This window comes from Streptomyces asoensis (assembly GCF_013085465.1).
Classification (GTDB): domain Bacteria; phylum Actinomycetota; class Actinomycetes; order Streptomycetales; family Streptomycetaceae; genus Streptomyces; species Streptomyces cacaoi_A.
This window is the reverse complement of sequence record NZ_CP049838.1, coordinates 6,039,230-6,059,788: the sequence shown is the minus strand read 5'-3', so window position 1 is coordinate 6,059,788 and position 20,559 is coordinate 6,039,230. Positions and strand designations below refer to the sequence as shown.

Annotated in this window: 18 protein-coding genes; 8 read left to right on the top strand and 10 right to left on the bottom strand. The window is 72.5% G+C overall.

Annotated features, from left to right (window positions below; all coding sequences use genetic code 11):
• Positions 1-25: 25 nt before the first annotated feature.
• Positions 26-799, top strand: coding sequence for an SDR family NAD(P)-dependent oxidoreductase (locus tag G9272_RS27280; RefSeq protein ID WP_171398967.1), 774 nt, complete (start codon positions 26-28; stop codon positions 797-799).
• Between the two features lie 89 nt (positions 800-888).
• Entirely contained in the window at positions 889-1,596 is a 708-nt protein-coding gene (locus G9272_RS27275; protein ID WP_171398966.1) for an ester cyclase, read from the top strand.
• A gap of 105 nt (positions 1,597-1,701) precedes the next feature.
• On the opposite strand, the gene groL is transcribed toward G9272_RS27275, so the two are convergent.
• The 4 genes from groL to G9272_RS27255 all read right to left on the bottom strand — a co-directional run bounded on the left by groL (position 1,702) and on the right by G9272_RS27255 (position 6,094).
• Entirely contained in the window at positions 1,702-3,327 is a 1,626-nt protein-coding gene (gene groL, locus G9272_RS27270) for a chaperonin GroEL (RefSeq protein WP_171398965.1), read from the bottom strand.
• A gap of 111 nt (positions 3,328-3,438) precedes the next feature.
• Positions 3,439-3,747 carry a co-chaperone GroES gene (gene groES / locus G9272_RS27265; RefSeq protein ID WP_020132158.1) on the bottom strand — a complete coding sequence of 103 codons (309 nt, stop codon included), beginning with the start codon at positions 3,745-3,747 and terminating at the stop codon, positions 3,439-3,441.
• A 536-nt stretch (positions 3,748-4,283) separates the two neighbouring features.
• Positions 4,284-5,108: a polysaccharide deacetylase family protein gene (locus G9272_RS27260; RefSeq protein WP_437184308.1), complete on the bottom strand. Its 825-nt coding sequence runs from the start codon at positions 5,106-5,108 to the stop codon at positions 4,284-4,286.
• Entirely contained in the window at positions 5,105-6,094 is a 990-nt protein-coding gene (locus G9272_RS27255) for a polysaccharide deacetylase family protein (protein ID WP_253267960.1), read from the bottom strand. Before G9272_RS27255 ends, G9272_RS27260 begins: the two co-directional genes overlap by 4 nt.
• A 140-nt stretch (positions 6,095-6,234) precedes the next feature.
• On the opposite strand from G9272_RS27255, the gene G9272_RS27250 reads away from it, so the two are divergent.
• Both G9272_RS27250 and G9272_RS27245 read left to right on the top strand, forming a co-directional pair.
• Positions 6,235-7,431, top strand: coding sequence for a THUMP-like domain-containing protein (locus tag G9272_RS27250; RefSeq protein ID WP_171398964.1), 1,197 nt, complete (start codon positions 6,235-6,237; stop codon positions 7,429-7,431).
• Positions 7,418-7,555, top strand: a complete 138-nt coding sequence (locus tag G9272_RS27245; RefSeq protein ID WP_171398963.1) for a hypothetical protein — start codon at positions 7,418-7,420, stop codon at positions 7,553-7,555. The genes G9272_RS27250 and G9272_RS27245 overlap by 14 nt, the downstream gene beginning before the upstream one ends.
• 33 nt (positions 7,556-7,588) lie before the next feature.
• On the opposite strand, the gene G9272_RS27240 is transcribed toward G9272_RS27245, so the two are convergent.
• The 3 genes from G9272_RS27240 to G9272_RS27230 form a co-directional block, all read right to left on the bottom strand.
• Positions 7,589-8,818, bottom strand: coding sequence for an RNA polymerase sigma factor (locus G9272_RS27240; RefSeq protein ID WP_171402195.1), 1,230 nt, complete (start codon positions 8,816-8,818; stop codon positions 7,589-7,591).
• A gap of 369 nt (positions 8,819-9,187) precedes the next feature.
• On the bottom strand, positions 9,188-9,544 hold the full coding sequence (locus G9272_RS27235; protein ID WP_171398962.1) for a YciI family protein: 357 nt from the start codon (positions 9,542-9,544) through the stop codon (positions 9,188-9,190).
• A 42-nt stretch (positions 9,545-9,586) separates the two neighbouring features.
• A complete protein-coding gene (locus G9272_RS27230) occupies positions 9,587-11,083 on the bottom strand; it encodes an MFS transporter (protein ID WP_171398961.1) in 1,497 nt (498 codons plus the stop codon).
• Positions 11,084-11,188: 105 nt separating this feature from the next.
• Between G9272_RS27230 and G9272_RS27225 the strand changes: the two genes are divergently transcribed.
• Positions 11,189-11,860, top strand: coding sequence for a TetR/AcrR family transcriptional regulator (locus G9272_RS27225; protein WP_171398960.1), 672 nt, complete (start codon positions 11,189-11,191; stop codon positions 11,858-11,860).
• 1 nt (position 11,861) lies between these two features.
• On the opposite strand, the gene G9272_RS27220 is transcribed toward G9272_RS27225, so the two are convergent.
• The 3 genes from G9272_RS27220 to G9272_RS27210 form a co-directional block, all read right to left on the bottom strand.
• Positions 11,862-12,917 (bottom strand): LCP family protein, encoded by a 1,056-nt coding sequence (locus G9272_RS27220; RefSeq protein ID WP_171398959.1) that lies wholly within the window; start codon positions 12,915-12,917, stop codon positions 11,862-11,864.
• A 168-nt stretch (positions 12,918-13,085) separates the two neighbouring features.
• Positions 13,086-14,441: an endo-1,4-beta-xylanase gene (locus G9272_RS27215; protein WP_171398958.1), complete on the bottom strand. Its 1,356-nt coding sequence runs from the start codon at positions 14,439-14,441 to the stop codon at positions 13,086-13,088.
• Between the two features lie 105 nt (positions 14,442-14,546).
• Positions 14,547-15,605 carry a LacI family DNA-binding transcriptional regulator gene (locus G9272_RS27210; RefSeq protein WP_171398957.1) on the bottom strand — a complete coding sequence of 353 codons (1,059 nt, stop codon included), beginning with the start codon at positions 15,603-15,605 and terminating at the stop codon, positions 14,547-14,549.
• Positions 15,606-15,758: 153 nt separating this feature from the next.
• Here G9272_RS27210 and G9272_RS27205 point away from each other — a divergent pair, with 153 nt between their 5' ends.
• The 3 genes from G9272_RS27205 to G9272_RS27195 are packed head-to-tail and all read left to right on the top strand — an operon-like array spanning position 15,759 to position 20,514.
• On the top strand, positions 15,759-18,062 hold the full coding sequence (locus G9272_RS27205; RefSeq protein ID WP_171398956.1) for a glycoside hydrolase family 3 N-terminal domain-containing protein: 2,304 nt from the start codon (positions 15,759-15,761) through the stop codon (positions 18,060-18,062).
• Between the two features lie 38 nt (positions 18,063-18,100).
• The gene (locus tag G9272_RS27200; RefSeq protein WP_171398955.1) at positions 18,101-19,558 is read left to right on the top strand and encodes a M48 family metalloprotease; all 1,458 of its coding nucleotides are present in this window, start codon (positions 18,101-18,103) and stop codon (positions 19,556-19,558) included.
• Positions 19,555-20,514: a hypothetical protein gene (locus G9272_RS27195; protein ID WP_171398954.1), complete on the top strand. Its 960-nt coding sequence runs from the start codon at positions 19,555-19,557 to the stop codon at positions 20,512-20,514. Before G9272_RS27200 ends, G9272_RS27195 begins: the two co-directional genes overlap by 4 nt.
• Positions 20,515-20,559: the final 45 nt, after the last annotated feature.

Genomic DNA, 20,559 nt, shown 5'->3' with positions numbered 1-20,559 from the left:
TACTCCGGGTCACTAATCTTCTGCCATGACAACGGCTCTGATTACGGGTTCGACCGCGGGCATCGGTGCCGCGTTCGCGCGCAGACTGGCGGCGGACGGGCATGATCTCGTCCTCGTGGCACGGGACATCAAGCGGCTGCGCGAGCAGGCGACCGAGTTGCACGACCGGCACGGCATCGAGGCGGAGGTGCTGACGGCCGACCTAGCCACGGACAAGGGCATCGAGGCGGTGGCCGCCCGGCTCGGTGACCGCAAGAACCCCGTCGACCTGCTGATCAACAACGCCGGCTTCGGCAACAAGGGCCGCTACCTCGACGTGTCCATGGCCGACGAGCTGAAGATGCTCAAGGTGCACTGCGAGGCGGTGCTGCGGCTGACGTCCGCGGCGACGGCGGCGATGCGCGAGCGCGGGCGCGGGGGTGTCGTCAACGTGGCCTCGGTGGCGGCCTTCGTGCCGCGCGGGACGTACGGGGCGTCCAAGGCGTGGGTCGTGCAGTTCACCCAGGGCGCGGCCAAGGACCTGGCGGGCAGCGGGGTGCGGCTGATGGCGCTGTGCCCGGGCTTCGTGCGCACGGAGTTCCACGAGCGGGCCGGAATGGGCACGGACAACATCCCGGGCTGGATGTGGCTGGACGCGGACAAGCTGGTCGCGGCGGCGCTGCACGACCTGGCGCGCGGGAAGTCGCTGTCGATCCCCGACCCGCGCTACAAGGCGCTGATGGGCCTGGTGAAGGTGACGCCCCGCTCGCTGCTGGGCGGGATCAGCTCGAGGACGGGCCGGAAATACGGGCCGCAGTAGAGGGCCCGGCGGTGGACGGGTGGCGTCGGCGCTCCGGTGGGAAAATGGGCGTGACAGGGACCGGACCCAGGGGGGCCGGAGGCGGCGTCATGACGTTCGTACAGCTCATCGACTGCAAGACCAGCCGGTTCGACGAGATGGACCGGCTGATGGACACCTGGGTCGAACAGACCAGGGGCAAGCGGACCGCGTCGCACGCGGTGGTCGGCAAGGACCGCTCGGACGCCTCGCACTTCATCGAGATCGTGGAGTTCCCTTCGTACGAGGAGGCGATGCGGAACTCGAACCTTCCGGAGACCGACAAGGTCTTCCGGGAGCTGGTGGCCCTGTGCGACGAGATGCCGACCTTCACGGATCTCGACGTCGTACGGGACGAGCAGTTGTACGCCGGGACGGCACGGCGGTTCTTCGAGACGATCGGCACGCGGGGCGAACTGCCGCCGCTCGACGGTCTGCTGGCCGAGGACTATCACGACCACGATCCCGCCAACGAGCAGGACACCATGGGGATGGACGCCATGCGCCGGGAGGTCGAGATGTGGCGGGGCGGATTCGACTTCGCCTTCTCCCTCGACGACCAGATCGAGCAGGGTGACCGCGTGTGCAACCGCTGGAGCTGGAGCGGCACCCACAAGGGCGACTTCATGGGGATCCCGGCCACCGGGAAGCGGGTCACCATGACCGGCACGACCGTCTTCCGGTGCCGGGAGGACGGAAAGATCGCCGAGGCCTGGTGGCAGTACGACCGGCTGGGGCTGATGGAGCAGCTGGGGGCGCTGGACGGGCTGGAGCGGTAGAGACGCCGAGGCCCGACACCCCTTGTTCGTGGGTGCCGGGCCTCTGCCGTGCTCGCGACCTGGGTCAGTGCCTACCGGCCCGGGTCGGTGTACCGACGCGCTGCGTCAGTGGGAGTGGCCGTGGCCGTGGCCCGCGGCGGCCGGCTCTTCCTCTTCCTTCTTCTCGACGACGAGGGTCTCGGTCGTCAGGAGGAGGGAGGCGATGGAGGCGGCGTTCTCCAGGGCGGAGCGGGTGACCTTGACCGGGTCGATGACGCCGGCCTTGACCAGGTCGCCGTACTCGCCGGTCGCGGCGTTGAAGCCCTGGCCCTTGTCGAGCTCGGCGACCTTGGAGGTGATGACGTAACCCTCGAGGCCCGCGTTCTCGGCGATCCAGCGCAGCGGCTCGACTACGGCGCGGCGGACGACGGCGACACCGGTCGCCTCGTCGCCGGTCTTGCCGAGGCCACCCTCCAGCACCTTGGCGGCGTGGACGAGCGCGGAGCCACCACCGGAGACGATGCCCTCCTCGACCGCGGCGCGGGTCGCGGAGATGGCGTCCTCCAGACGGTGCTTCTTCTCCTTCAGCTCCACCTCGGTGGCGGCGCCGACCTTGATCACGCACACGCCGCCGGCCAGCTTCGCGAGGCGCTCCTGGAGCTTCTCGCGGTCCCAGTCGGAGTCGGTGTTCTCGATCTCGGCCTTGATCTGGCCGACCCGGCCCTGGACCTCGGCGGAGTCGCCGGCACCGTCGACGACCGTGGTGTCGTCCTTGGTGACGGTGACGCGGCGGGCGGAGCCGAGCACGTCGATGCCGACCTGGTCGAGCTTGAGGCCGACCTCTTCGGAGATGACGGTGGCGCCGGTGAGGACCGCCAGGTCCTGGAGCATCGCCTTGCGACGGTCACCGAAGCCGGGGGCCTTCACGGCCACCGCGTTGAAGGTGCCGCGGATCTTGTTCACGACCAGGGTCGACAGGGCCTCGCCCTCGAGGTCCTCGGCGATGATCAGCAGCGGGCGGGAGGAGTTGGTCTGGATGACCTTCTCCAGCAGCGGCAGCAGGTCGGCGATCGAGGAGATCTTGCCCTGGTTGATGAGGATGTAGGGGTCCTCGAGGACGGCCTCCATGCGCTCCTGGTCCGTCACGAAGTACGGCGACAGGTAGCCCTTGTCGAAGGCCATGCCCTCGGTGAAGTCCAGCTCCAGACCGAAGGTGTTGGACTCCTCGACGGTGATGACACCGTCCTTGCCGACCTTGTCCATCGCCTCGGCGATGAGCTCGCCGACCTGCTGGTCCTGGGCGGACAGCGCGGCGACGGCGGCGATGTCGGCCTTGTCGTCGATCGGGCGGGCGGTCGCGAGGAGCTCCTCGGACACGGCCTTGACGGCGGCGTCGATGCCCTTCTTCAGGGCGGCCGGGGAGGCACCCGCGGCAACGTTCTTCAGACCCTCGCGCACCAGCGCCTGGGCGAGCACGGTGGCGGTGGTCGTACCGTCACCCGCGATGTCGTTGGTCTTGGTCGCCACCTCCTTCACCAGCTGCGCACCGAGGTTCTCGTACGGGTCGTCGAGCTCGACCTCGCGGGCGATCGTGACACCGTCGTTGGTGATGGTGGGGGCGCCGAACTTCTTGTCGATGACGACGTTGCGGCCCTTGGGGCCGATCGTCACCTTGACCGTGTCGGCAAGCTTGTTGACGCCGCGCTCGAGGGCGCGACGGGCGTCCTCGTCGAACTTCAGGATCTTCGCCATGGGAGCGGTTCAGCCCTCTCGGAAAGCGTGGGAGAAACGAACTGCGCCCCCAGCACCCGGCTTCACAAAGTCGCGGGGCCAGGAGCGCAGTTCACTGCAAAACTGGGTGAATTACTTCTCGATGATCGCGAGCACGTCGCGAGCCGAGAGGACGAGGTACTCCTCGCCGTTGTACTTCACCTCGGTGCCGCCGTACTTGCTGTACAGGACTACGTCGCCGACCTTGACGTCGAGCGGCAGGCGCTCGCCGTTCTCGAAGCGACCCGGGCCCACCGCGAGGACTGCGCCCTCCTGGGGCTTCTCCTTCGCGGTGTCCGGGATGACCAGGCCAGAGGCGGTGGTCTGCTCGGCGTCGAGCGGCTGGACCACAATGCGGTCCTCGAGCGGCTTGATGGCAACCTTGGAGCTGGTGGTCGTCACGATCCGACCTCCCCCTTCGGAGATCTCACGGGGCTAACTGTCTGAGGTGGCGACCAGGTGGATCCGTCGTCGCGGGTGCCGGACCTGCCCGTCGCGTGTTGGCACTCTCCAGGGGGGAGTGCCAGAACCGAGACTATGACTGTGATTAGCACTCGGTCAAGCGGAGTGCCAATGCCTGCGGCGCGTCGGCCGGTTTTCAGTGGGCGTGAGTGGCCTTGGTCGCCCGGTGTCGGTGTGGACGTCACCGGGGGGCTGCCGCCCCCCCGGGCCCCCGCTTCGGCCCTGGACGGGCCTCGTCCTCAATCGCCGGACGGGCTGAAAGACAGACACCCGGTCGGCCCTGAGAGGCCGCCCCCCCGGCCGGACCGAAAGGCAGACGCCCGCCGGCCGGACCGAAAGGCAGGCCAGGCCGACCGGACCGAAAGGCAGACGCCCGCCGGCCGGACCGAAAGGCAGGCCAGGCCGACCGGACCGAAAGACAGACCACGGCCGGATGGGCCGAAAGGCGGCCACCTGCCCGGGGCCGGGAAGAACTCTCAGACGTAGTCCTCCAACCGGCCCACCGTCAGGCCCTGCTCCTGTACTCGCCGGAGCAGTCGCGTCGTGCGTTCCCGCAGGCCCGGGCCCGTCGACTCGTCCGGGGCCACGGCGATGATGTCGCCGGGGTGGAGACGGTGGGGGCCGTGGGTGTAGGTGAGGTCGGTGGGGCCCATCGAGGCGCGCCAGAGGACGATGGCCGCGATGCCGCAGTCGGCGGCGGCGCGTCGGGTGGTGGTGTCGTAGGTGCCGTAGGGCGGCCGGAAGAGGCGGGGGCGCAGGCCGAAGCGGGAGCGGAGCTTGTCCTGCTGGCCGCAGATCTCGGCGCGCTGGCCGGCGTAGGGCAGGCCGCGCAGGGCCGGATGGTCCAGGGTGTGGTTCTGGATGTTCGCGCCGACGGACCGGAGACGGGCGAAGTGGGCGTAGCCCGGGCCCACCACGCTGTCCGTGAGGAACATGCTCACCGGGAGGCGCAGTTCGCGGACCATGTCGACGAAACGGGGGTCGCGTTCGGCGCCGTCGTCGTAGGTGAGGAAGACGACCCCGTCGGTGGTCGGGACGTGGTCGACGACCGGCGGGAAGGCCGCTCCCGGACTGCCCGCCAGGGAGCGGGCGGGGTGGCGCGGCGCGGGGGCAAGGGGGGCCGTCAGGCCCCAGCGGCGGTACGCGTCCTGCCCGGCCGGGCCGTGCGGGCGGACCCGGGCGGCGGCCTTCTTGCCGAGCCGTTCGATCGGGTCGACGGACTGGGCGCAGCCCGCCAGGGTCGCCAGTGTCGTGAGGGTCGTCAGGATCAGCAGTACGGCCGGCAGCCCCCGTGTCCTCACAGGTAGTCCTCCAGTCGTGCCACCGCGTACCCCTTCGCCGTGACCTTGTTCAGGAACCGGCGGACCATGTCGGGCATCGTGCCCTTCCAGTCGCCCCGGCCGCGGAAGTGGCTCAGGACGATGTCGCCGGGGTGGAGGTCCTGGTCCCACTCGCGGTACTCCCAGTGATCGACGAAGACCTCCTCGGCCCAGAGCGGGGCGTAGCGCACGCCGCAGGTCTTCGCGGCGCGCAGGGTGTCCTGGTCGTAGTTGCCGAAAGGTGGCCGGAAGAGGGTGGGGCGCCTGCCGTAGCGCTTCTCGATCACGTCCTGCATGCCACAGATCTCGCGCTGCTGGCGGGCGTAGGAGAGGGCGGGCAGGTAGGGGTGGTGCAGGGTGTGGTTGTTCAGTCCCACGCCCCGGTCCTGCATCTTCTTGAAGTAGCCGTAGTCGTCCTTGACCAGGTAGTCGCTGAGGAAGGCGGTGTACGGGATCTTCAGCTCGCTCATCATGCGCAGGAACGCCGGGTCCTTCTCGGAGCCGTCGTCGATGGTGAGGAAGACGACCCGGTCCTTCGTCGGGATCGCGGTGAAGACCGGCGGGAGGCCCAGTTCCTTGTGATCGCCGACCTCGAAGCCCTTGCGGGTGGTGATCTCCGGCTTGTTCACGGGCGGCGCCGGGGGTGTCAACGGGACCTTCTTCAGGCCCCAGCGCTTCGCCGCGGCGACCCGGGCCTGGTGCGCGGCGCGGAGCCTCGCGGCGTACGAGTGCAGGGCGCGGGCGGGCGCCGCCCCGGGGGGCGGCCCCGCCTTCTCGGGCTGCTGGCCCGGCGCGGGGCGGGCCGGGCGGCCGGCGCCCTCGCCGCCTCCCGCGCAGCCCGAGGCGATGGTGGCCAGCGCGAGGACGGCGATCAGGCTCCGGACGCCCGCCCGCCCGCGCGCGGGCCCGCGCCGACGCGGCACTCGAGAACAGCCGCGCTTCTCATCATTTTGTACGACAGGTCCCATGGCGCCGGATCCTCGCAGTCACCGCCCCGGAACCCCCTCCGACACCGCCGCCGGAGACACACCATCCACCGACTGGCCCAAAGGGACCGCCGCCGGTGGGCGGTGACCTGTGCGGCGGGCGGCTGGTCGACAATGAGGTGGTGAACGACCTCGCTCCCCTCCTCACCGCCGAGGGCCGTGCCCTCCTCGACCTGGTGCGTGGCACCGCTCCCGCCGACGAGCTCGCCGTCGCCACCCGGCTGCGCCGCGAGCACCCCGCCGAGCTGGTGTCCGCGGCGCTCGGCCAGGCCCGGCTGCGGCAGCGGGCGGCGGCGAAGTTCGGGGCCGAGGACGCGGAGCGGATGTTCTTCACGCCGAACGGGGTCGAGCAGTCGACGCGGGCGAGTGTCGCCGGGCACCGGGCCGAGCGGATGAAGGCGCTCGGCGTGACGTCGGTCGCCGACCTGTGCTGCGGGATCGGCGGCGACGCGATCGCGCTCGCCCGGGCCGGGATCCGGGTGCTGGCCGTGGACCGGGACCCGGTCACGGCGGAGGTGGCGCGTGCGAACGCCGACGCGCTGGGACTGAGCGGGCTGATCGAGGTGCGGGAGGCGGACGTCACCGAGGTGGACACCGCCGGCTACGACGCCGTCTTCGTCGATCCGGCGCGCAGGGGAGGACGCGGGCGCATCTTCGATCCCGAGGCGTACTCGCCTCCCCTGTCGTGGGCGGTCGGCGCCGCCCTCGCCGCCCCGCGCGCCGCCCTGAAGATCGCACCCGGCGTCCCGCACGAGGCGATCCCGGCCGAGGCCGAGGCCGAGTGGATCTCGGACGGCGGGGACGTGAAGGAGGCGGTGCTGTGGTTCGGCACCGAGCCGGGAGCCGTGCGGGCCACCCTGCTCCCGGGGCCGCGGACCCTGTTCGGCGCCGGGCTGCCCGACCCGGACGTCCGGCCGGTCGGGCGGTATCTGTACGAACCCGACGGCGCCGTCATCCGGGCCCATCTGGTCGCCGACGTGGCCCGGGAGCTCGACGGCGGGCTGATCGACGAGACCATCGCCTACATCACCGCCGACGCCCTGCGCCCCACCCCGTACGCCACCGCCTACGAGATCACCGACCGGCTCCCCTTCAACGTGAAGAAGTTGAAGGCGCTGCTGCGGGAGCGGGGGGTCGGGATCCTGACCGTGAAGAAGCGGGGGTCGGCGGTGGAGCCGGAGGAACTGCGGAAGAAGGTGCTTCCCAAGGGTCAGGGGCCGAACTCGGCGACCGTGTTCCTGACGCGGGTGGCGGGGGCGCCGACAATGCTCGTCGGCGCCCCCGCCGGGCCGTCCGTCACTGCCGGTGGAGCGTCTTGAGCGGTGCCGGGTTCGGCCGGGCACCGACCGGGCCGGGACGCTGCACGGCGGTGTGCCGCCGGCCAGGAAGACGTACTTGGGTGCGGAGGTGATGCTCTTCTTCACCATCACCGAGGTCGCGTAGCGGTCCGCGCCGGTCAGCCGGGTCTCGCGTGCCTCAGCTCGGTCGGCACTCGTCGGCCCGTGCCCGCAGCAGCTCCCGTTCCCGCTCGTTGCCCGTCAGCTCCGCCGCCCGTTCGAACTCGGCCCTCGCCTCCGCCGTCCGGCCCAGCCGCAGCAGCAGGTCGCCGCGGACGCTGGGGAGGAGGTGGTAGTCGCGCAGGGTCGGTTCGGCGACGAGGCGATCGACGATCTCCAGCGCAGGCCCCGGGCCGTCCGCCATCGACACGGCGACCGCACGGTTCAGTTCCACGACCGGGGAGGGCGCCCGGGCGGCCAGCAGTCCGTACAGGGTGGCGATGGCCGTCCAGTCGGTGTCCTCGTAGGAGCGGGCGTGCGCGTGGCAGGCGGCCACGGCGGCCTGGAGGGCGTACGGGCCGGGAGCGCCCACGGCTGCGGCGCCGGCCCGGTCGAGGGCGGCGATGCCACGGGCGACGAGCATGCGGTTCCAACGGCGCCGGTCCTGGTCCTTGAGGAGGACGGGCCTGCCGTCGGGGGCGGTACGGGCGGCCGTGCGGGACGCCTGGAACTCCAACAGCGAGACCAGGCCGTGGACCTCGGGCTCCTTCGGCATCAGCGCGGCCAGCTGTCGGGCCAGCCGCAGCGCGTCCTCGCACAGTGCCGGGCGCAGCCAGTCGTCGCCCGCGGTGGCCGCGTACCCCTCGTTGAAGATGAGGTAGATGACGTCGAGGACCGAGCCGAGCCGGGCCTCGCGGTCGGGTCCGTACGGCACCTCGAAGGCGATGTTCCTGGTGGCCAGGGTCCTCTTGGCGCGGACGATGCGCTGGGCGACGGTCGGTTCGGGGACCAGGAAGGCGCGGGCGATCTCGGGTGTGCTCAGGCCGCCGAGCAGGCGCAGGGTGAGGGCGATGCGGGCCTCGGCGGACAGCACCGGGTGGCAGGCGGTGAAGACGAGCCGGAGCAGGTCGTCGTCGATGGCGTCGGGGTCGGCGGGCTCCTCCGGCGGGGTCGCCGGGTCCAGGCTGCGGCCGATCTCCTGGAGCTTGCGGGCGTAGTTCTCCCGGCGACGGACCAGGTCGACGGCGCGGTGCCGGGCGGTGGCCGTCAGCCAGGCGCCGGGGTTGTCCGGCACCCCGTCGCGCGGCCACTGCTCCAGTGCGGCGACCAGCGCGTCCTGCGCCAGCTCCTCCGCGATGCCGACGTCCCGGACGACACGGGCGACGGCGGCGATGACGCGCGGGGACTCGAGGCGGAAGACGGTCTCGATGGCGGCACGGGGGTCCGGGGCGGTGCCAGGACCCGAGACGGTGCCGGAATCCGAGACGGTGCCGGGGGCCGGGGCGGTGCCGGGACCCGAGGCCGTGCCAGGACCCGAGGCCGTGCCGGAATCCGAGGCCGTGCCAGGACCCGAGACGGTGCCAGGACCCGAGACGGTGCCGGAATCCGAGGCCGTGCCAGGACCCGAGGCCGTGCCGGAATCCGAGGCCGTGCCAGGACCCGAGACGGTGCCAGGACCCGAGGCCGTGCCGGGGGCCGGGGCGGTGCCAGGGTCCGAGGCCGTGCGGGGGTCCGGGGTGGGCTGTTGTTCCACAGCCCACCATCGAACACCCTGGCAGTCGTTCAGTCCAAGGAAGGCTCAGCCCTCCGCGATCTCCCGCACCTCACAGGTCACCGTCCAGTACTCCTCGTGCACCTTCAGGAACCGCTTCGTCCACTCGATGGCCTCGGCCATGTCCTTGCACTGCATGAGCGCGTAGCCGCCGACGACCTCCTTGGACTCGGTGAAGGGTCCGTCGGTGAGGGAGATCTTCCCGCCCTCCCAGTGCGCGCGGACGCCCTGCGCGGACGGCGTGAGCCCGGCGGTGTCGAGCATGACGCCGGCCTTGGTGACCTCCTCGATCAGCTCGCCCATCCGCTGCATCAGCTCGTCGCTGGGGCCCTCGGCGGGGGCGGTGGCCTCGTCGATCTTCACGAGCGACAGGTAGCGGGGCATGGTGACTCCTCGGGTGCGGTGAGCCGGGTCCTTCCCGGCCTCTCATCCCTTCGTCGAACGGGGGACGACCGGATCGACACCCTCGCCGGACTTTTTCGCGGAAACTTTTCCGGCCGGCGTTTCCGCAGCTCGCAGCCCCTTCCGCGCCTCTTTCCGCGCCCCCTTCCCGTACGTCAGCCCGGCCGTCATCGCGCCGACCGCGAGCAGCGCCGCCGCCACCCAGAAGGCGGCGGAGTAGCCGTCGACCAGCCCCTGTCGGCCGCCCGCGCCGTCCTGCCCCGCCGCGACCGTCGTCAGCACGCCCAGCCCCACCGCCCCGCCCACCTGGCGCGAGCTGTTGAGCAGTCCCGAGGCCATGCCGGTCTCCTCCGGCACGACCCCCTCGGTGGCCGCCGTGCCCAGCGGGACGAAGCACATGCCGATGCCGACGCTCGCGACCGCCTGCGGCAGCAGCACGGAGAGGAGGAAGCCGCCGTCCACCGCCACGGTGGCCGCGAACAGTGCGATGCCGGCGGCGCCGATCAGCCCGCCGACCAGCAGCAGCCGTCCGGAGCCGAGCCGGGCGATCGTGCGGGTCGCGATCACCGTGCCCACCACGACGCCCGCGCAGAACGGCAGGAACGCGCTTCCGGCGGCCGTCGGTCCGTAGCCGAGCACCTGCTGGAGGTAGAGGGAGGTGAAGTAGAACGCGGCGAACTGGCCCGCCGACATCAGCAGGGCGAAGACGTTCGCCGCGAGCACCGGACCGTTGCCCAGCAGCCCGAGCCGCAGCAGCGGCTGCCGCACCCGTGTCTCGGTCACGGCGAACGCGGCCAGCAGGACCACCGCCGCGGCCAACAGCCCCGCCGACTGCCAGGCCGTCCAGCCGTACGTCTGGGTACGCACCAGACCGAGCACCAGCAGCGCGGTCCCGGCGGTGACGAGGAAGGCGCCGACGACGTCGAGGCGGGCCCGCGAGCCCCCGCCGGTGTCGGCCGGTACGGCGGGCCGGGCGAGGAGCAGCGCCGCCGCCACCACGGGCACGTTGACCAGCATCACCGAGCGCCAGCCCGCCCAGTCGGTGAGCAGGCCGCCGGCCAGCACGCCCACCGCCCCGCCCGCCGCACCGGCCGCGCCCCACAGCCCCAGGGCGCGGGCACGGGCCGCCCCCGCCGGGTGGTTGACGGTGATCAGGACGAGCGCGACCGGCGCGAGCGCGGCCGCTCCGACGCCCTGTACGGCCCGGGCGGCGATCAGCTGCCCGGGTGTCTGGGCGAGCCCGCCGGCCAGGCTCGCGACGCCGAACACGGCGAAGCCGGCCATCAGGATCCGGCGCCGGCCGACGACGTCGGCGAGCCGGCCGCCGAGCATGAGCAGCCCGCCGAAGGTCAGGGCGTAGGCGTTGACGACCCAGGCCAGTGACTCGGCGCGGAAGCCGAGGCCGCGGCCGATGTCGGGCAGGGCGACGTTGACGACGGACACGTCCAGGGAGACCAGGAACTGCACGGTGAGCAGCACCGGCAGCAACCAGCGAGAGGTATGCATCGGGTAGTTGGCCATGACCGGAGATTAATATACGCGTACACAAACTAGCTATACGCGTACGGAAAATGCGTACGGAAACTCGCTGTACGCGTACGGAAACCGGCGAGGGACAATGCCCGGGTGACTGAGGAGAAGCGTGCGGTGGGCCGCCCCCCGCGCATCGAGAAGCGCCAGATCGTGGACGTGGCCCGGCGGATCATCCAGGCGGAAGGGGTCGGCGCGCTCTCCATGCGCCGGGTCGCCAAGGAGGTCGGCGCGACCCCGATGGCGCTCTACCACCACGTGCGCGACAAGGACGAGCTGCTGATGCTCACGCTGTCGGGCATGGCGGAGACGTTCGAGCGGCCGCCGCTTCCCGAGCATCCGCGCGACCGCGTGCTCGCCACCGCCGTCCACATGCACGCGATCCTGAGCGAGGTGGACTGGGTCGTCGACGTACTGAGCCTGGGCGATCTGACCGACAAGGGCGCGCTGTGGATGCCCGAGGAGATCATCGACTCGGCCATCGCCTGCGGGCTGTCCCCCGAGGCGGCGATCCACGCCTACCGCACGATCTGGTACGTCGTCCACGGCGCCCTCGTCTTCCGGCGCGCCGACGCCCGCCGCGCCGCCGACCCCGCCCGCAAGCCGTTCTTCCCCGCCCTCATCACCCCCGACGACGCCGGTGAACTCCCCCGGCTGTCCGCGCTGGCGGGGCGATGGGAGGAAGTGACGGGCGACTACGACGTGGCCGCGCAGCTGGCGGCGGTGGTGGACGGCCTGCTCGGCCCTACCCGCGCCCAGCAGGGCTAGTTCACCTCAGCGACGCCCACAGCTCGCTCGCCGCCGGCTCCTGTGCCACCACCCGGTTGGGGTCGGAGGGGGCCGTCACCACGGGCATGGTCACCGTCTTGAGATGGGCGGCCGAGAGGCCCTTCAGGCTCTGGCCGAGCTCCATCAGCTCGGCGAGGGAGTCGAGGCCGGTGTCCGTGGTGAGGCTGCCGGTGACCGCGTCGGCGACCTTGTACAGCTTGGTGGGGCCGGCCAGCAGGTCGGTCGAGGCGATCTGCTCCAGCAGGGCCTTCACCAGCGTCTGCTGGAGGCCTATGCGGCCGAGGTCGCTGCCGTCGCCTATGCCGTGCCGGGTGCGGGCCAGGGCGAGCGCATGGGTGCCGTCCAGATGGTGGGTGCCGGCCGCGAGGTGCAGATGGCTGTCGTCGTCGTCGATGTCCTCGTCGGTGGTGACGGTGACCCCGCCGAGCGCGTCCACGAGCTTCGCGAAGCCCGAGAAGTCGACCTCGATGTAGTGGTCCATGCGGACGTCGGTGATCGACTCGACCGTCTTGACGGCGCAGACGGGACCGCCGACCGAGTAGGCGGTGTTGAACATCGCGCCGTACGCCACCGCCGTCGAGCCGCCGTCGGACAGCGGGCAGGAGGGGCGGGTGACGAGGGTGTCGCGCGGGATGCTGACGACGGTGGCCGTCGTCCGGCCCGCGTCGATGTGCACGACCATCGCGGTGTCGGAACGGGCGCCGGAGCTGTCGCCGCCGCCGAGCGCCTGGTTCTCCTCGCCGCTGCGCGAGTCCGAGCCCAGCACCAGGATGTTCACGGCCTCGGTGGGCAGCGGGGAGGCGGACGCCGAGCCGGACGGGGACGGGGTCGTGACCGCCTTCGCGGGGCGGTTGTCGCCGAGCGCGTTGTCGATGTCGACGCTCTTGATGTTGTCGTTGAGGTGCCAGTAGGCCCAGCCCGCCGTCCCGATGCCCACCACCAGGGCGGCGGCCAGGGTGAGACCGGCGGCCTTCAGCACTCTCGACCGCCGGCCGGCCTGTCTGCCCCCGTCGCCCTGCTCCTCGTGTCGCGTCACGGACAAGAACGTAAGTCCGAATTATGAGCGGACCGTTAGGACCGCTGCCCCACCGCGGATTTCTTGTGAAAATCTCACGATCCTCAGCCCGGCGTCACCGTCAGCCCCGCGTCACCGTCAGCCCGGCGTCAAAGCCAGCCCCGCGTCACCGTCAGCCCGGCGTCAAAGTCAGCCCAGTGTCACCGTCGGCACCGGATTGCTGCCGCTCCAGTTCGCGTTGAACCCGAAGCTCACCGAACCCCCGTCCGGAACCGACCCGTTGTACGAGGCGTTCACACACGTCACGGCCGCCCCCGACTGGGTGCAGCCGGCGTTCCAGGCCTGGGTGATCTGCTGGCCGGCGCCGTACGTCCAGGTCACCTTCCAGGAGGACAGCGCGGCGCCCGAGCAGGAGATCGTCACGTTCCCGGTGAACCCGGTGTTCCACTGGCTGCCCACGCTGTACGCCGCCGTGCACACGCCGGTCGGCGGAGGCGTCGTCGTGCCGCCCAGCGCCTCCGCGATGCCGTAGTACGCCGGTTTCGGCGCGTAGTTCGCGTCGTACGGCGTCGCCGCCCCCTGTCCCGGGAAGGTGCTCTCCACCCAGGAGTCGGAGTCGGTGAAGCCCCACACGGTGAGGTTCACGCAGCGCGCCACCGCCACACAGGCCGCGGTCACCGCCTTGTAGTCGGCCTTCTGCTGGGCCAGTTCGGCGCTGTCGGACGGGAGCGTCATCCGGATGTCCAGCTCGGTGATGGCCACGTCGACGCCGAGGTCGGCGAAGCGCTGGATGTTCTGCTGGAAGGTGGACGGGACCTGACCGAGGATCAGGTGGGCCTGGAGGCCGACCCCGTCGATCGGGACTCCCCGCTCCTTCAGCGACTTGACCAGGTTGTAGAGGGCGGTCGACTTCGCGTTGACGCCTTCCACGTTGTAGTCGTTGACGTACAGCTTGGCGGCCGGGTCGGCGGCCCGCGCCCAGGTGAGGGCATTGGCGATGTAGTCCGCGCCGAGGCCGTTGTACCAGAGGGTCGAGCGGTAGGTGCCGTCCTCGTTGAAGGGCTCGTTGACGACGTCCCAGGCGGCGATCTTCCCCTGGTAGCGGCCGACCTCGGTGTTGATGTGGTTCTGGAGCAGGGTGTTCAGCTGGGCCGACGTCCAGGTGCCGTTGGTGAGCCAGCCCGGGTTCTGGCTGTGCCAGACCAGGGTGTGGCCGCGCACCTGCTGGTTGTGGGCCTGCGCGAAGGCCACGATCTGGTCGGCCTCCGCCCAGTTGAAGGAGCCCTGGGTCGGCTCCACCGAGCCCCACTTCATGGCGTTGCCGGGGGTCAGCGAGCCGAACTGCGCCCCGGCGATGTCGCCGTAGGTCCCGGTGAGCTTGGAGCCGGTGACCGCCGTGCCGACGACCTTGCCCTTGGCCGCGCCGAGCTCGCGCAGCGGGGTGTCGGCGGCGTGCGCCACTCCGCTCAGGAGGGCGCCGACGGTGGCCGCCCCGGCGAGCAGGGCGGCGAGACGTGCACGTATCGATGAACTGGAGGATCTCATTGCGGGTGCCTCCGAAAGTTTCGGTCGTGCAACCGATTGACTTCGGAGGAGTGTGGAGGCGTCCCCCACACCCGTCAATACGTCAACTTCCGGCCACGCGCGTCACTACCGGGTGGGCGGCGCCCCGGTGCTCGTCCGCACCACCAGACTCGTCGCCAGCTCCACCCGGGTCGCCGTCGGCGCCTCCTGGGACGTCGAGCGCCCCAGCTCCAGCACCAGTCGGGCCGCCGCCTCGGCCATCTCCGTGAGCGGCTGCCGTACGGTCGTCAGCGGCGGGCCCACCCAGCGTGCCACCGGCAGGTCGTCGAAGCCGACCACGCTCACGTCCTCCGGGATGCGCAGTCCCAGCTCACGGGCGGCCTCGTAGAAGCCGAGCGCCTGGAGGTCGTTGCCCGCGAAGACGGCGGTGGGCCGGTCCGGGCGGTCGAGGAGCTCGCGGCCGAGCCGGTAGCCGGTCTCGTGGTGGAAGTCGCCGGTCTTGATCAGCTGGTGGTCGACCGGCAGCCCGGCCGTCTCCAGCGCGGCACGGTAGCCGTCGATCCGGGCGCGGCTGCACATCATCTGCGGCGGCCCGCTGATCGCCCCGATCCGCCGGTGCCCCAGCTCGACCAGGTGCCGGGTCGCGGCCAGGCCGCCCTGCCAGTTGGTGGCCCCGATGGACGGCACGTCGGCGCCCGGGTCGCCGGCCGGGTCCATCACCACGAACGGGATGGACCGGCTGGTCAGCAGCGCCCGCTGGGACTCGTCGAGCCCGGACAGGACCAGCACGACACCATGCGGGCGGCGGGCCGCGACCTGGTCGGCCCAGGTCCGGCCGGGCGTGAGCCGTCCGGCGCTCTCGCTCAGCACCACACTCAGCCCGGCGTCCCGCGCCACGTTCTCCACGCCCCGGATGACCTCCATCGCCCAGGCGCTCTCCAGCTCGTGGAAGACCAGGTCGATCAGAGGGGAGCGGGTCGCCTCGGCGCGGCGGCGGCGGTAACCGTGGGCGCGCAGCAGTTCCTCGACGCGGGTGCGGGTCGCGGGGGCGACATCGGCGCGGCCGTTGAGGACCTTCGAAACAGTCGGTGCCGATACGCCTGCCTCGCGGGCGATCTCCGCGAGCGTCGCGGTCTGCGTCGGCCGCGCTTCTGTCCGCGTTTCCGCGGGCTCCGGGGGTGTCATGGCGGCGATCGTATCGCCACGCGACCTCTTGACGAACCTATTGCGACGCCATAGGTTCCCGGAACATTCGAAGTACAGCTCGAAACATTCGTACCACTTGCTCTCCGCACCGACTGTCCACCTGGTGGCTCACCGACCTCTGACAGGAGTTTCATGACCACCGCCCCCTGGCGTGACCCCGCCCTGCCCGCCGCCGCCCGTGTCGACGACCTCCTCTCCCGGATGACCCTGGAGGAGAAGACCGCCCAGCTGTACGGCGTGTGGGTCGGCGCCGCGACGGACGGCGACGGAGTCGCCCCGCACCAGCACGACATGACCGCCGACTACGACTGGAACGAGCTGATCACCCGGGGGCTCGGCCAGCTGACCCGGTCCTTCGGCACCGCACCCGTGGACCCCGCGCTCGGCGCCCGCGCCCTGGCCCTGGCCCAGCGGCGGATCGCCGCGGCCGGCCGCTTCGGCATCCCGGCGGTCGCCCACGAGGAGTGCCTGGCCGGCTTCACCGCCTGGCGGGCCACCGCCTACCCGGTCCCGCTGGCCTGGGGCGCCGCCTTCGACCCGCCACTGGTGGAGGAGATGGGCCGGGCGATCGGCCGCGACCTGCGCGCGGTCGGCGTCCACCAGGGCCTGGCCCCCGTCCTGGACGTCGTCCGCGACCCGCGCTGGGGACGGGTCGAGGAGACGATCGGCGAGGACCCGTACCTGGTCGGCACGGTCGGCACCGCCTATGTCCGCGGGCTCGAGTCCGCCGGGATCGTCGCCACGCTCAAGCACTTCGCCGGGTACGCCTCCTCGGCGGGCGCCCGCAACCTGGCCCCGGTGCGGGCGGGCACCCGGGAGTTCGCCGATGTGACCCTGCCCCCCTTCGAGATGGCGCTGCGCGAGGGCGGCGCCCGCTCGGTGATGGCCGCCTACACGGAACGCGACGGCGTCCCGGCCTCCGCCGACCCCGAGCTGCTGACCCGCCTCCTGCGGGAGGAGTGGGGCTTCACCGGCACGGTCGTCGCCGACTACTTCGGCATCGGCTTCCTCCAGACCCTGCACCGGGTCGCCGGTACCCCCGCGGAGGCGGCCCACCTCGCCCTGGCGGCCGGCATCGATGTCGAGCTGCCCACCGTGAAGTACTACGGCGAGGCACTGATCGCGGCCGTGCGCGCCGGCGAGCTCCCCGAGGAGCTGGTCGACCGGGCCGCCCACCGCGTCCTGCTCCAGAAGTGCGAACTGGGCCTGCTGGACGAGGACTGGCAGCCGCCGAGCCCCGAGTCGGTCGACCTCGACCCGGCGGCGAACCGCGCCCTGGCCCGCCGGCTGGCGGAGGAGTCGGTGGTCCTGCTGGACAACCCCGACGGCCTGCTGCCCCTCGCCCCCGACACCCGCGTCGCCGTGGTCGGCCCGCGGGCTGCCGACGCGCTGGCGATGCTGGGCTGCTACTCCTTCCCGTCCCATGTCCTCACCCATCACCCCGAGGTGGACCTGGGCATCGAGATCCCCACCGTGCTGGAGTCCCTGCGGGGCGAACTCCCCGACGCGAAGGTCACGTTCACGGAAGGGTGCGGGGTCTCGGACCCGGACCCGTCCGGCTTCACCGAGGCCATCGCCCGCACCTCGGAGGCGGACGTCTGCGTGGCCGTCCTGGGCGACCGGGCGGGCCTGTTCGGCCGTGGCACCTCGGGCGAGGGCTGCGACGTGGCCGATCTGAGCCTGCCCGGCGTCCAGGGCGAACTGCTGGACGCGCTGGTCGCGACGGGCGTCCCGGTCGTCCTCGTCCTGCTCACCGGCCGCCCGTACGCGCTCGGCCGCTGGCACGGGCGGCTGGGGGCGGTCGTCCAGGCGTTCTTCCCGGGCGAGGAGGGCGGCCCGGCGGTGGCGGGCGTGCTGTCGGGCCGGGTGAACCCCTCGGGCCGCCTCCCGGTGAGCGTGCCGCGCGTGCCGGGCGGCCAGCCCTGGACCTACCTCCAGCCGCCGCTGGGCCTGGCGGGCGAGGTCAGCAACCTGGACCCGACCCCGTTGTACCCGTTCGGCCACGGGCGCTCGTACACGGAGTTCGCGTGGGAGGACTTCTCCGGCCCGGACGCGGAGATCGGCACGGACGGCTCGTACGACCTGTCCGTCACGGTCCGCAACACCGGTGGGCGGGACGGCGCGGAGGTCGTGCAGCTGTATCTGCACGACCCGGTGGCGAGCGTGACCCGTCCCGACGTACGGCTGATCGGTTATCAGCGGCTGGAGCTGGCGGCGGGCGGGTCGGCACGGGTGACCTTCCGCTTCCACGCCGACCTGTCGGCGTTCACCGACCGCGCGGGGCGCCGGGTGGTCGAACCCGGGGATCTGGAGCTGCGGTTGGGGGCGTCCAGCGGACAGGCGCGGGAGGTGGCCCGGGTACGGCTCGCCGGGCCGGTGCGCGAGGTGGGGGCGGAGCGGCGGCTGCGGTGCGAGGCGGACGTCCTGCGAAATTGACGTGTCCACTGGCGGTGTCCGTCTGTGACACTGACGCGGTGAACTCCCCCGAGCACGCCGGGTACGTGGAGCGCGAGGCCCGTCAGTGGCTGCTCGGCGGGCTGATGCTGGCCCTCTCCTGGCTCCCGCCGGTCGGCTTCGGGGCGGGGCTGCTCGTCCTCTTCGTGCTCTGGAGGGACTCGCCCGCCCTGACGCTCCTGATCCTCTTCGTCGGCATCGTCACGAGGGGCGTGCCGGGGGCGCCGGGGCCCCTCCCCGGCCGCGCCGTACGCCCCGCGGACGAACCGGAGCTGGCCGCGTTGGTCCAGGACGTCGCCGAACGGCTCGGCTTCCGCCGGCCACTGCTCGTGCGGATCGTGCCGGGCGTCCGGGCGTCGCTGGGCCGCGCCCGGGTCTCCGGGGTGCGCACCCACGTCCTTCTCCTGGGCCTGCCCCTGCTGCGCACCCTGACCGAGGCCCAGCTGGCGTCGGTGATCGCCCACGAACTCGCCCATGAGCAGCAGGTGTCCAGCCCGCGCGCCACCCTGCTGCGCTACTCCCGAGCCCAGGCGGCGGAGCGTCTGGACGGCCACTTCCGCCCCCTGGCGCCCCTCGCGGGCGCCCTGCTGCGCGCCTCCCAGCCCGTGCTGTGGCGCGCGGAGACGGCCGCCGACGCCGACGCGGCCAGGATCGCCGGCACCGCGGCGACGGCCGAGGCGCTGCGCCGGACGGCCCTCGTCGGATCGGTGTTCGAGGGCCTCGGCGAGACCTGGCTGTCCCAGCTGGCCGAGGAGGAGTCCTGTCCCAAGGACTTCTACGACGCCCTCGACGCCGCCCTCACCGACCCGCACGTGGCCCGCCGCGCGGCCCGCGCCGTCGCCGAGGACGACGCCCTCGACCCGTACGCCACGGCCGACCACCCGCCCCTGGAGCAGCGGCTGGCCGCGCTGCCCACCCACCCCGGGACGCCCTACGGCGCCGCGCCGCTCGTTCTGCGTACGGCGGCGACGGTGGAGGCGTGGTGCCTCCGCCAGGTCACCGGGCACGAGGACGACGAGACGGCCGCCGACAGCACCCCCGTGCGCCTCCTCGGCATGGAAGCGAACCGACGCCGGCAGCTGGAGGACGACACGGGCCCCCTCCTGTTGTGCCTCGCCACCCGCCGGGAGGCCCCGGAGGAGGCGGTGTCGGTCGCCCTGGACGCGGTCGCCGACGGTACCTGGCCCCGGCTGGCCCGCCGGCTCGAACCGTCCCTGCGACGGGCGCCCGCCGCCCTGCGCGACCGGCTCGCGCGGAACGTCCTCACGGCCGCCGTGAGCCGGACGCTCGTCGGGCCGCTGCGCGCGGCCGACTGGACACCCGCGGGCCCCTGGCTCGACACCGTCCTCACCTCGCCCGACGACGGCGATGTCGTCGTCGACGTCCATCAGTTGGTGGGCGAGGCGCTGGACAGCGGGGACCCGGGGCCGCTGCGCGCGCTGCCGACGTCCGCGGGGCCGAGGGAGAGGACCGTATGAACCGCCCCGGCCCCGCCCTGCGCACCGGCCTCCTCGGCCTGGCCGTCGTCCTCACCGGGTACGCCCTGCTCGCCGCCTGGGTGTGCCGGCACGCCGAGCGCTACGCGGACGCCCGCGACCGGGCCACCGCGCGGACGGTCGGCGTGGTCGTCGCGGACGGCATCGGCGACGACCGGGACATCCGCGTGCGCTGGACGGACGACCAGGGCCGGTCGCACCTCCAGCGGTTCGCCGTCCACGACACCGACCGCTACACCGAGGGCGAGGACTTCCCCGTCGCCTACGACCCCGCCACCGCCGAGGGCTTCCCGGCCGACCCGGACGAGACGGCGCGGGAGGACGACCTCCTCGCCCCCGTCTTCCTGGGCGCGGCGGTCGCCCTCCCCCTGGCCGGGATCTGGCTCTGGCGCGGCCTGCGCTTCCGCCTCACGGCCCGCCGCCGGGGCCGCCCGATGACGGCCCGGGTCCGCTTGGGCAGCCGCCGCCCGGCGATCCGGCCGAGCCGGACGGCGAGCTGGCTCCGGCTCACCTCCCCCGAGGGCACGGACCACTGGCAGCGGGTCATGTGGCACCCGGCCCTGGACGGCGTACCCGCCGGGGCCCCGGTGACCGTCCACGGCTCGCCCGGCCGCCCGACGGTGGTCGCCCTCCCCGACGGAACCCGCCTGGTCCCTCTCGGAAGGCTGCGCGACCGCCGTCCGCCGAGCATGTTCTTCGCCGACCAGGAGGCCGTCCGCGCGGATCTGCGGGACGCGTTCGTCCTCCCCGCCGACACCGTCGTACGCCCCACCGGGCCCTTGCGGCGAGGCGCCGTGACGGCCGCGTCGAGCACCGCCCTCGGTGTCGTCGCGGGCTTCGTCCTGACCGACGGGAGCCTGGTCCGGACGGTGACCTTCGCCCTGTGCGCGGGAACACTGGCGACGTCGGCGTGGGCACTGTCGGCTCCGCAGCCGTAGCGGGCGACGAGCAGGGCGAGCCCACCTCACGGTGCTCGTCCCACC

Excerpts from the sequence above, each read along its gene's own strand:
- G9272_RS27205 (WP_171398956.1), top strand. The coding sequence starts at position 15,759 with ATGACCACCGCCCCCTGGCGTGACCCCGCCCTGCCCGCCGCCGCCCGT.
- G9272_RS27280 (WP_171398967.1), top strand. The coding sequence starts at position 26 with ATGACAACGGCTCTGATTACGGGTTCGACCGCGGGCATCGGTGCCGCG.
- G9272_RS27195 (WP_171398954.1), top strand. The coding sequence starts at position 19,555 with ATGAACCGCCCCGGCCCCGCCCTGCGCACCGGCCTCCTCGGCCTGGCC.
- G9272_RS27255 (WP_253267960.1), bottom strand. The coding sequence starts at position 6,094 with ATGGGACCTGTCGTACAAAATGATGAGAAGCGCGGCTGTTCTCGAGTG.
- G9272_RS27215 (WP_171398958.1), bottom strand. The coding sequence starts at position 14,441 with ATGAGATCCTCCAGTTCATCGATACGTGCACGTCTCGCCGCCCTGCTC.
- groL (WP_171398965.1), bottom strand. The coding sequence starts at position 3,327 with ATGGCGAAGATCCTGAAGTTCGACGAGGACGCCCGTCGCGCCCTCGAG.
- G9272_RS27230 (WP_171398961.1), bottom strand. The coding sequence starts at position 11,083 with ATGGCCAACTACCCGATGCATACCTCTCGCTGGTTGCTGCCGGTGCTG.
- G9272_RS27210 (WP_171398957.1), bottom strand. The coding sequence starts at position 15,605 with ATGACACCCCCGGAGCCCGCGGAAACGCGGACAGAAGCGCGGCCGACG.
- G9272_RS27235 (WP_171398962.1), bottom strand. The coding sequence starts at position 9,544 with ATGCCCCGCTACCTGTCGCTCGTGAAGATCGACGAGGCCACCGCCCCC.
- G9272_RS27275 (WP_171398966.1), top strand. The coding sequence starts at position 889 with ATGACGTTCGTACAGCTCATCGACTGCAAGACCAGCCGGTTCGACGAG.